This window comes from Streptomyces sp. NPDC058662 (genome assembly GCF_042716255.1).
GTDB lineage: Bacteria > Actinomycetota > Actinomycetes > Streptomycetales > Streptomycetaceae > Streptomyces.
The window spans coordinates 26,932-37,280 of sequence record NZ_JBHXRU010000063.1; the positions used below are offsets into that span (position 1 = coordinate 26,932).

General features: G+C 74.3%; 9 protein-coding genes. 6 read left to right on the forward strand and 3 right to left on the reverse strand.

Translation table 11 applies throughout. From position 1 onward, the window contains the following. Positions 1-40: 40 nt before the first annotated feature. Positions 41-913 (forward strand): biotin-dependent carboxyltransferase family protein, encoded by an 873-nt coding sequence (locus ACFWUQ_RS21255; protein WP_384540183.1) that lies wholly within the window; start codon positions 41-43, stop codon positions 911-913. Positions 914-1,157: 244 nt separating this feature from the next. On the opposite strand, the gene ACFWUQ_RS21260 is transcribed toward ACFWUQ_RS21255, so the two are convergent. Together ACFWUQ_RS21260 and ACFWUQ_RS21265 are read right to left on the reverse strand one after the other, a co-directional pair. After that, complete coding sequence (locus tag ACFWUQ_RS21260) at positions 1,158-2,555, reverse strand: HEAT repeat domain-containing protein (protein WP_384540162.1); 1,398 nt, start codon at positions 2,553-2,555, stop codon at positions 1,158-1,160. 320 nt (positions 2,556-2,875) lie between these two features. After that, positions 2,876-3,295 carry an ankyrin repeat domain-containing protein gene (locus ACFWUQ_RS21265; RefSeq protein WP_384540165.1) on the reverse strand — a complete coding sequence of 140 codons (420 nt, stop codon included), beginning with the start codon at positions 3,293-3,295 and terminating at the stop codon, positions 2,876-2,878. A 314-nt stretch (positions 3,296-3,609) separates the two neighbouring features. Here ACFWUQ_RS21265 and ACFWUQ_RS21270 point away from each other — a divergent pair, with 314 nt between their 5' ends. Together ACFWUQ_RS21270 and ACFWUQ_RS21275 are read left to right on the forward strand one after the other, a co-directional pair. Then, entirely contained in the window at positions 3,610-3,804 is a 195-nt protein-coding gene (locus tag ACFWUQ_RS21270) for a hypothetical protein (RefSeq protein ID WP_030706611.1), read from the forward strand. Positions 3,805-3,873: 69 nt separating this feature from the next. Then, positions 3,874-5,556 (forward strand): hypothetical protein, encoded by a 1,683-nt coding sequence (locus tag ACFWUQ_RS21275; RefSeq protein WP_384540168.1) that lies wholly within the window; start codon positions 3,874-3,876, stop codon positions 5,554-5,556. A gap of 46 nt (positions 5,557-5,602) precedes the next feature. Here ACFWUQ_RS21275 and ACFWUQ_RS21280 read toward each other — a convergent pair whose 3' ends face one another. Next, entirely contained in the window at positions 5,603-7,105 is a 1,503-nt protein-coding gene (locus ACFWUQ_RS21280) for a PLP-dependent aminotransferase family protein (protein WP_384540171.1), read from the reverse strand. 223 nt (positions 7,106-7,328) lie between these two features. Between ACFWUQ_RS21280 and ACFWUQ_RS21285 the strand changes: the two genes are divergently transcribed. From ACFWUQ_RS21285 to ACFWUQ_RS21295, 3 genes are all read left to right on the forward strand, one after another. Beyond that, complete coding sequence (locus ACFWUQ_RS21285) at positions 7,329-8,099, forward strand: glycerophosphodiester phosphodiesterase family protein (RefSeq protein WP_384540174.1); 771 nt, start codon at positions 7,329-7,331, stop codon at positions 8,097-8,099. Positions 8,100-8,165: 66 nt separating this feature from the next. Next, a complete protein-coding gene (locus ACFWUQ_RS21290) occupies positions 8,166-9,611 on the forward strand; it encodes an MFS transporter (RefSeq protein ID WP_384540177.1) in 1,446 nt (481 codons plus the stop codon). Positions 9,612-9,924: 313 nt separating this feature from the next. After that, the gene (locus tag ACFWUQ_RS21295) at positions 9,925-10,299 is read left to right on the forward strand and encodes an RNA polymerase-binding protein RbpA (RefSeq protein WP_031146696.1); all 375 of its coding nucleotides are present in this window, start codon (positions 9,925-9,927) and stop codon (positions 10,297-10,299) included. Positions 10,300-10,349 lie beyond the last annotated feature (50 nt).

Here is a 10,349-nt window from a genome sequence, read left to right on the forward strand (position 1 = left end):
GCGGGGCGGGACCGCCACGGCGGTGGACGGCTCCGCCGGGGTGCCGGGGCGCGGCCTGCTCGTCGTGCGGCCGGGGGCGCTGACCACCGTCCAGGACCCCGGGCGGCCGGGGTACGCGCACCTGGGGGTGCCGCGCTCGGGCGCGCTCGACACGGCCGCGTACGCGCTGGCCAACCGGCTGCTCGGCAACGCGCCGGACGCGGCGGCGCTGGAGACCACCCTGGACGGGGTCGGCCTGCGGGCCCTGGAGGCGGTGACGGTCGCCGTCACGGGCGCGCCGTGCGCGGTACGCGTGGCCGGGCGGCCGGCGGCCTGGGGAGCCCCGGTACGGGTGCCGGCGGGGGCGGTGCTGGAGGTCGGCCGGGCGGAGTCGGGGCTGCGCGGCTATGTGGCGGTCCGCGGCGGGGTGGCCGTCCCGCCGGTCCTGGGCAGCCGGGCGACGGACCTGCTCTCGGGGCTCGGGCCGCCCGTACTCGCGGCGGGCGCCGTGCTGCCCGTGGGGGTCCCCGGACCGGGGCCGGCCCGGGGGGCCGACCTGTGCGCCCTGCCCGCGGCGCCCGCGGAGCTGCTGCTGCCGCTGCGGCCGGGGCCGCGGGCCGACTGGTTCACCCCGGACTCCCTGGCCGGGCTGTGGCGGTCGGTGTTCCGCGTCTCCGCGAGCTCCAACCGCATCGGCCTGCGCACGGAGCCGGGGGCCCCGCTGATGCGCGCCCGGGCCGGGGAGCTGCCGAGCGAGGGCATGGTGCTGGGCGCGGTGCAGGTGCCCCCGAACGGCCTGCCGGTGGTGTTCCTCGCCGACCATCCGGTGACGGGCGGCTACCCGGTGGTGGGCGTGGTCCCGCCGGGCCCGGCCCTGGACGCGGCGGCACAGGCTCGGCCGGGTACACCGGTGCGGTTCACGCGGTCCCGGTGAGACGCGCGGGCGGAGCCGGGCGAACGGCGGGCACGGCCGCGCGGGCCCAGTGAGGCGCGCGGGCCGAGCCCGGCCAACGGCGGACACAGCAGCGCGGGCCCAGTGAGGCGCGCGGGCCGAGCCCGGTCAACGGCGGACACGGCGCGGAACGGGCCGCCGGGAGAGGGCGGAGCCGGAGCACGGCCCGCGGCCCGGCCCCGGCGTGGGGGGGCGGGCCGCGGGTGGATCGGGTCGGGGCCGGTGTCTACACGGCGGACTCCGGCATGATGCGGCTCCGTACGGCGGACTGGACGTCCTCCTCCTCGGCCGGATCCGCCGCCAGGCGGCGCAGCCGGGGGGTGACGCGCGCGTCGGCCGTCTCGGCGTGGCGGGCGGCCACCTCGCGGGTGGTCTCCTCGCAGTCCCACAGGCATTCCACGGCGAAGCCCGCCGCGAAGGTGGGGTCGGTACTGGCCAGGGCGCGCGCGGTGCGACCGCGCAGGTGGGAGGAGGCCGTCTCGCGGTAGATGTGGCGCAGGACCGGCGCCGCGCAACTGATCGCGAGTCGTCCCGCGCCGTCCACGAGCGCGAACAGCCGCTGCGTGTCGGGGCCCGCGCCGCGGACCGTGGAGCGCAGCGCCCCCAGGACCAGGGCGGCGTCCTCGGCGCCGCCCCGGGTGGCCAGGGTGGCGGCCGCGGCCGCGCCCAGGGCGTCGGGGCGGTGGATCCAGCGTCGGGCCCGGTCGAGGGCGTCGGGGCCGCACATGCGCTCGTAGGCGGCCACGGCCGGTTCGTCGCCGGCGGCTTCGATGAGGTCCAGGACGGCCGGGTTGTCGGGTTCGGCCAGGACCAGGTGGTGCAGGGCGGTGGCGCGGCCGGCTTCGCCGAGGGCTCCGGCCGCGGCCGCGAGGATGGCGGGGCGGTCCTCCGGCGCGGCCACGGCGGCGAGGCAGCGGGCGGCGGGCACGTGCAGCGGGTTGCCCCGGCGCAGGCCTTCGGCGGCCCAGTCGAAGACCGCCTGGACGCCCCAGTCGGGTCGGGGCCCGGTCGGGGTCAGCTGCCGCTGCCAGCGGTCGAAGGACCCCTGCCGGCGGGCGGCGCGCAGGCGCTCCCCGTAGCGGGGCGTCTCCTCCCACAGGCACCACGGCCTCGGTTCGTACGCGTCGCGGACGGCGGCGGCCAGCCGCGCCTCGCCCTCCGCGGTGGCGGGGAACCGGGCGACCACGGGGTCGGCCAGGGACCGCAGCCCCTCGTCGTCGTCGCGCAGGGCGAGCTCGTCGAGGGCCCACGCCCAGTTCGCCCCCGAGGCGGCGTACCGGCGCAGCAGCATGAGCGCGTCGTCGCGGCCGTACGAGGCCAGGTGGCCCAGCACGGACAGCGCGAGGCCGGTCCGGTGGTCCGCCTCGTCGACGAGGTCGTCGACGCAGAAGAGGTGGGTCTCGATCTCGCCCAGGGGGCCGTCGAGGTCCACGTACAGGCGTGCGTAGTACAAGGAGCGGTTCTCGACCTGCCAGTCCTGGCGCGGATCCCGGAGCACGCAGTGGTTCAAGGCCTCCAGGGCCTCGTCCCTCGGTGCCGCGAGAGCGTGCAGCGTGCCGTCGCCGCGGCCGCGCTGGAGGAGCCCGAGCAGGGTACCGCTCGGCGCTATGACTGGTTCGAACATGGGAAGGGCCTCAAATCAAGCTGGGGACGCAACCGGGAATCGGGATTCACAGGGCCGCGTAACAGCATGTGAGGACGTCCGCCGTCATGTTCCGCTCGATGTAGACCATTGCCTTCTCACTCTCGTCGGTGCTCCGCGACCGGGCGGCCGGGCCGGGCCCGGACACCTGTCGTGTCCTGCCCGCTCCTGCCCGTCCGCCGTGCGCGCGAATCGAATCCGTCGCCATGATGACCCAGGCGGTTTGTGCACCGCGACCACATTTACGGCCGCCGTGACCAACCTGTGAGGTCTCTACCGGCCACAGCCCGGCAAAAAGCGGACTACTTGGCTCCGAAGAGTTCCAGCAGGTCGGACTTCGCGAACATGCGCGCCGTGTCCACGGCGGAGGGCGTACCCGCGTGCGGATCGGCCCCTCCCGCGAGCAGGGCGCGGATCACGGCCTCCTCGCCCTTGAAGACGGCGCCGGCGAGCGGGGTCTGGCCCCGGTCGTTGGCGCGGTCGGCCTCGGCGCCCCGGGCCAGCAGGGCCGTGACGGCGCCGGCGTGGCCGTGGTAGGCGGCCAGCATGACGAGGGTGTCGCCGCGGTCGTTGGTGAGGTTCGCCGGGACTCCCGCGTCGAGGTACGCGGTGAGCGTCTCGGTCTCGCCCTGGCGGGCGAGGTCGAAGATCTTGGTGGCCAGTTCGATGACGTCCTCGTCGGGGACGTCCTGGGCGCCGCCGCCTTCGGTGTGCTCGCTCATCGCGCGTACCGCCTTTCAGTCGCTGGTGGCATGGTCCGGCCGGTCCGCCCGCCCCGGGCCGCGCGGGCAGGGGGGAGCTCGGGACCGGGTCCGTACGGGTGAAGCGTCAGAGTAGCGCCCGGACCCGCACATGACGGGCCGGGACCGAGGCAATGATCACCCCTGCCACCCGGTGGGGCGGGCGCGCCAGCCGGAGTGCGCCGGTCAAGTGAAAAATAACTGGATTCAGCCATATGCACCTTTTGTCGCATTGATACTTGCTGTGAGCCTGGAAGAACTGATGGTGACTGTCCCCACTACCAGGAGAGCCACTCATGGTCCTGTCCATCTCAGGTGTCGTCCTGCTCGGCATCATCTGCTTCCTGTTCTTCAAGAAGGACGGAATGAAGCTGTCGCACGCCTTCGTGTGCTCGCTCTTCGGCTTCTTCCTCGCCGGCTCCGCCATCGCCCCGAGCATCACGGCGAGCACCGCGAGCCTCGCGAGCCTCCTCGGCGGGATCAAGCTCTAGCCCGCCGCGGCGCAGCACATCCAGCCACACCCGGTTCACCCGCCACACCCACAACTCCAGGAGACGCCCGTGGCCCGGCGCCCACTTCCCCGCATCCTCAGCAGCGGCACCGTCTCGCTGACCCGGGGCCGCGACTTCGCTCGCACGGCCGCCGACAGCGCCACGGACGTCCTCCATCCGCTCCTCACCATCGGACGCGGCCTGCGCATCCTGGCCTCGGCCGGGCGGCGCAAATGGTCCGAGACGCCCAAGGACAAGCGTGGTCCCGCGCTCTTCCTGGGAGCCGCCTGCGTCCTCGTGGTCGCGCTCGTCCCCTACGGTCCGCTCCTCGCCCTGATCACCCTCATGGCGGCGGCGGCCTGGCGGGGACGCGACCGCACCCCGGCGAAGACCGGGCCCAGCGATGCCGAGACCGAACGGCTCGGCTCCCTCTACGAAGCACTCGTGCCGTACTTCTCCATCCCGGAGGATCCGAGTCCGCTCTTCGCCCACGGCGGCGACTGGGACAAGGCCTTCAGCGGCTACGAGTTCGACGAGGCGGGCCGCGTCACCCGGCTGCGCATCCGCTACCCGGCCTACTTCACCGATGGCGAGGCCGCCTCACGGGCCCGGATCGAGGCACTGCTGCACGCCAAGTCCGGGCGCGGACGGGAGTATCTCTTCGACTGGGACGAGGAGGGCAACCAGCTCGACCTGAGCGTGCTGGCGGCGCTGCCGACGGGCATCGCCGCCCAGCCGTTCGTCACCTCCCCCGGCGAGACCGTGCTGGGCTTCACCGACGCCGGCGCGGTGCAGCGCACCCTGCCCGTACTGGTGGCCGACGAGCCCCGCGACGTTCCGCCGGTGATCTGGCGGACCGGCCCGCGCTCGACCGAACCCCACCTGCTGGCCGTGGGCCAGCCCGGAGCGGGCACCTCCACCCTGCTGCGCTCGATCGCCCTGCAGGCCCTGCGGCACGGCGCCGACGTCATGGTCGTCGAGGGCGGCAGCACCGGCGAGTACTCCTGCCTGTCCGGGCGCCGCGGCGTCCTCGCCGTGGAGTGCGGACCGACCGGGGCGCCGGCCGCGCTGGAGCGGGCCGCCCAGGAGACCGAGCGCCGGCTGATCGCCACGCACCGGGCCCGGGAGGCCGGACACCCCGCCCCCGAGGACACCCGCCGCCCCCTGTGGATCCTGCTCGACCGGCCCGGCGTGCTCTCGCACCTCGCGGCCGCCGACGGGCGCCCGGACCCGCTGGCCCAGCTCCAGGTGCCGCTGCGGCACGGCAGGGCGGCGCACATCACGGTGGTGGTGGCCGAGCAGTTCGACCACCTGGAGCTGCTGAACGACGCCGTGTGGCAGCACACCCGGGCCCGGGTCGTCCTGGGGCCCGCCACCATCCAGCAGATCGCCGACGTCCTGGGGCTGCCCCCGCACACCACCCCGACCGCCCAGGTACCGCCGGGGCGGGGTTACGCCCGGCTCGGCGGCGGGCCGGTGCACCGGCTCCAGGTACCGGCCGCGCCGGACCCGTACGACGACGCCACGCACCCGGCGCACCGGCAGGCCGTACTGGAGCTGCTGCCCGAACGCCAGCCCCCGCAGCCCGAGGGACCGGCGCGGAGCGGGCCGCCCGCCGACCCCGCCCCGCGGTCGGCCCGGCCCGGCAGCGTGCCCCTCGGCAAGCCGCCCCACGGCCAGCCGCCCGCGCAGGCCCCGAGCCCGGCCGCCGACGCCGCGGGGGTCCCGGAGGTCCCGGCCGACGCGCCCTGAGCCGCCGGGTCGGGACGGTGACCGGGCAGGATCCGAAAGGGACGACCTAGGCGACGAAGGTGCGCGGCGGCTCCGCTCCGCTGCCGCCGGCGCCCGTACCGACCAGCCGGGCGGCGGCCGCCAGCCGGACGGCGGCCTCGTCCGCCACCGCCCCGCCCACCGTGAACGGCAGTCGGACGTAGCCCTCGAAGGCCCCGTCCACGCCGAACCGGGGGCCCGAGGGGACCCGTACGCCGACGCGCTCCCCCACCTCGGCCAGCCGGGAACCGGAGAGGCCCCCGGCGCGGGCCCACAGCGTGAGGCCGCCCCGCGGCACCTCGAACTCCCAGTCCGGCAGCTCCCGGCGCACCGCCGCCACCAGGGCGTCGCGGTTGTCCCGGGCCTGGTCGCGGCGGATCCCGACGGCCTCCTGCCAGCCCCCGGTCCGCATCAGCCAGTTCACCGCGAGCTGTTCGAGCACCGGGGTGCCGAGGTCCGCGTAGGCCCGGGCGGCGACCAGGCTGCGGATCACGTCGGGCGCCGCGCGCACCCAGCCGATCCGCATACCGGCCCAGAAGGCCTTGCTCGCGGACCCGACCGTGACGACCGTGCTGCCCGCCGGGTCGAAGGAGCAGACCGGCCGGGGCATGGTTAGGTCGGGGTCCAGACTCAGTTCGAGCATGGTCTCGTCGGCGACCAGGACCGTGCCGGCGGACCGGGCGGCCTCCACCATGGCGCGGCGCTGCTCCTCCGAGGCCAGGGCGCCGGTGGGGTTGTGGAAGTCGGCGACCACGTACGCGAGGCGCGGGGCCGAGTCGCGCAGCACCTGCCGCCAGACGTCCATGTCCCAGCCGCGCAGCCCGTCGGCCATGGCCACGGGGACCAGGCGGACACCGGCGGCGCGCATCAGCTGGAGGATGTTCGCGTAGGAGGGGGACTCGACGGCGATCCGCTCACCGCGTCCCGCGAAGAGGCTGCAGATGGCGTCGATGGCGCCCATCGCGCCGGTGGTGACCATGATCTGCTCGGGCATGGTGGGGATGCCCTGCTCGGTGTAGCGGTCGGCGAGCATCCGGCGCAGCGCGGGGAGGCCCGCCGGGTAGTCCCCGTGGGTGTGCGCGTACGGCGGCAGTTCCTCCAGGGCGCCCTGGACGGCCTTGGTGAGCCAGGGCTCGGGGGCCGGGAGCGCCGCGCAGCCGAGGTCGATCATGGAGCCCAGGGACTCGGGCGGGAGCGGCTCCAGGCCCCGGGCCGGCAGCGGGTTCCCCGCCGGTACGGAGGTCCAGCTCCCGGCGCCGCGCCGGGACTCCAGGAACCCCTCCCCGCGCAGGGCCTCGTAGGCCGCGGCCACGGTGGTGCGGCTGAGTGAGAGGGCGACGGCGAGCTCCCGCTCCGCGGGCAGCCGGGCGGCGACGGGGACGCGGCCTTCGAGGACGAGGAGCCGGATCCCGTCGGCGAGGCTGCGGTACGCGGGCGGCTTGCGGGCGCCGGTCTCCGCGGCGCGGCCCTGCTGGGAGGTGATGAGCCGCGCGAGCTGCGCGGCACCGACCGCCGAGGTCCATTCGGCCATGGATGCGGTCCACCTTCGTTCGATTGGCCTCCGCCTGGGCGGCAGGCGGCCGGGATTGGATTGCCTTGTACGGGTTCAGGGTGGCACGGGTCAGTCCACTTCCACCAGCGCCCCGGGCAGCGCCGGACCGCCGGGGCGCCGGGCGCCGGGTCCGCGGGCCGGGTACGGGGCGCCGCGCGTCCCCCGGCTGCCGGGTGCGCACCGGCCGGGGGATACTGCCGCCGTGACACACGTACGCGTTCGCCACCCGTATCTGGACCACCCGGCCCCGATCCCCTTCGCGCACCGGGGAGGCGCCGCGGACGGGCTTGAGAACACCGCCGCCGCCTTCCGGCGGGCCGCCGGGGCGGGCTACCGGTACTTCGAGACCGATGTGCATGCCACGGCCGACGGGAAGCTGGTCGCCTTCCACGACGCCACCCTGGACCGGGTCACCGACGCGCGGGGCAGGATCGCCGAGCTGCCGTGGAGCCGGGTCCGCGAGGCCCGCGTCGTGGGCACCGAGCCGCTGGCGCTCTTCGAGGAGCTGCTGGAGGAGTTCCCCGACGCCCGCTGGAACATCGACGTCAAGGCCGAGGCGGCGCTGCACCCGCTGGTCGACCTGGTGGCGCGGACGGGGATCTGGGACCGGGTGTGCGTGGGCTCCTTCTCGGAGGGCCGGGTGGCGCGCGCCCAGAGGATCGCCGGTCCCCGGCTGGCGACCTCGTACGGCGTGCGCGGGGTGGTGGGCCTGCGGCTGCGCTCGTACGCGATCCCGGCGGCGCTGCGCGTGGGGGCGGTGGCGGCCCAGGTGCCGGAGACGCAGGCGGGGATCAGGGTGGTCGACCGGCGGTTCGTGCGCACGGCGCACCAGCGGGGGCTCCAGGTGCATGTGTGGACCGTGAACGAACCGGAACGTATGGAGGCTCTGCTCGACCTGGGTGTGGATGGCATCATGACCGACCGGATCGACATCCTGCGCACGGTTCTGGACCGACGCGGAGCCTGGGCCTGACGTGCCCGTACGGCCTCCGCCCGGACGGCGGACGTGCGGTGCGGGGACAAGCGAGGGGGGCACCAGGTGAGTGCGCGGGACAGCGGGACGTCCGGGGACGCGGAACCCGGAGCGGCGGACCGGGCGCCGAGCGCGGCGACCGCGGACGGCGGCGGTGACGACCGGGCGACGGACGCCGCGGGCGCGCCGGCCTCGGCCGCAGCACGCAGGCGCGAGCAGCACGGCTGGTACTTCTACGACTTCGCCTGCTCGGTCTACTCGACGAGCGTGCTCACGGTGTTCCTCGGGCCGTACCTGACGTCGGTCGCCAAGGCGGCGGCGGACGCGGAGGGATACGTGCACCCGCTGGGCGTTCCCGTCCGGGCGGGGTCCTTCTTCGCGTACTCCGTCTCGGCCTCGGTGCTCGTGGCCGTACTGATCATGCCGCTGGTCGGTGCGCTGGCCGATCGCAGCGGCCGCAAGAAGCCGCTGCTGGCGGTGGCCGCGTACACGGGCGCCGCCGCCGCGGCGGGGATGTTCTTCCTCGACGGGGACCGCTACCTGCTGGGCGGCCTGCTGCTGATCGTGGCGAACGCCTCGCTCGCGGTCTCGATGGTGCTCTACAACGCCTTCCTCCCGCAGATCGCCACCCCGGACGAACGCGACACCGTCTCCTCCCGCGGCTGGGCGTTCGGCTACACCTCGGGCGCCATCGTCCTGGTGCTGAACCTGGTGCTCTACCAGGGCCACGACTCCTTCGGCCTCACCGAGAGCGAGGCCGTGCGGATCTGCCTGGCCTCGGCGGGCGTGTGGTGGGGGGCCTTCGCGCTGATCCCGCTGCGCCGGCTGCGGGACCGGACCGTGGTCCGGGAGGCGGGGGCGGGTCCGGCGGTCAGCGGCTGGAAGCAGCTCGTCGCCACCCTCAAGGACATGCGGCGCTACCCGCTCACCCTGTCGTTCCTGCTGGCGTACCTGGTCTACAACGACGGCGTGCAGACGGTGATCTCGCAGGCGTCGGTGTACGGCTCCGAGGAACTGGAGCTGGAGCAGTCCACGCTGATCGTCGCGGTGCTGCTGGTCCAGGTGCTCGCCGTGGCCGGGGCGCTGGGGATGGGCAGGCTGGCGCGCGTGTACGGCGCCAAGCGGACGATCCTCGGCTCACTGGCCGCCTGGGCCGTCACCCTCGCGGCCGGATACTTCCTTCCCGCCCGGACCCCGATGTGGTTCTTCGCCCTCGCCGCGATGATCGGGCTGGTGCTCGGCGGCAGCCAGGCGCTGTCGCGCTCGCTGTTCTCGCACCTGGTACCGGCGGGCAAGGAGGCCGAGTACTTCTCGGCCTACGAGATGAGCGACCGGGGGCTGAGCTGGGTGGGGCCGCTCGTGTTCGGCCTGACGTACCAGCTCACGGGCAGTTACCGGGACGCGATCATCTCGTTGGTGGTCTTCTTCGCACTGGGTTTCGTGCTGTTGGCGCGAGTGCCGGTGCGGCGTGCGGTGGCGGCGGCAGGGAATCCTGTACCCGAGCGGCTCTGAGCACGACCCAGCGGGCACTTCCGGCCGGATGCGCGAACGAATTCCGAACGAATTTAGACGTTGAAGCAAAGGGCCGGTAGTGTACGCCTTTGGCCTGCCAGGCGGACCGTTACTGCGCGCTCAAGAAGTGTGGACGTTGGGTGACATCTGCTGCCAGATGTGACAAAACGGGCATTGGTGGGTACAACAAGGGGCGGCACGACGGGCGACGCACGACCCGGAGCGGGAATCTATACCGCCGACCGGACGTTGACCGGATGACGACGACAGCGACACCTGTCCTGTGGGCGACAAAGCCCGGGAGGCACGATTCATGAGTGAGCGAGCTCTCCGCGGTACGCGCCTCGTGGTTACCAGCTACGAGACGGACCGCGGCATCGATCTGGCCCCGCGCCAGGCGGTGGAGTACGCATGCCAGAACGGACATCGATTTGAGATGCCGTTCTCGGTTGAGGCAGACATTCCGCCGGAGTGGGAGTGCAAGGCGTGCGGCGCCATGGCACTCCTGGTGGACGGGGACGGGCCCGAAGAGAAGAAGGGCAAGCCTGCGCGAACGCACTGGGACATGCTCATGGAGCGACGCACCCGCGAGGAGCTGGAGGAAGTGCTGGCCGAGAGGCTGGCGGTCCTTCGTTCCGGCGCCATGAACATTGCCGTGCATCCGCGGGACAGCCGCAAGTCCGCCTGACAGCCGGACGAGAGAACACAGCCGAGGGGCCCCGCCACACAGGGTGGCGG

Coding starts and splice junctions, on each gene's coding strand:
- ACFWUQ_RS21260 (WP_384540162.1), bottom strand. CDS start 2,555: ATGTTCGAACCAGTCATAGCGCCGAGCGGTACCCTGCTCGGGCTCCTC.
- ACFWUQ_RS21265 (WP_384540165.1), bottom strand. CDS start 3,295: ATGAGCGAGCACACCGAAGGCGGCGGCGCCCAGGACGTCCCCGACGAG.
- ACFWUQ_RS21270 (WP_030706611.1), top strand. CDS start 3,610: ATGGTCCTGTCCATCTCAGGTGTCGTCCTGCTCGGCATCATCTGCTTC.
- ACFWUQ_RS21280 (WP_384540171.1), bottom strand. CDS start 7,105: ATGGCCGAATGGACCTCGGCGGTCGGTGCCGCGCAGCTCGCGCGGCTC.
- ACFWUQ_RS21295 (WP_031146696.1), top strand. CDS start 9,925: ATGAGTGAGCGAGCTCTCCGCGGTACGCGCCTCGTGGTTACCAGCTAC.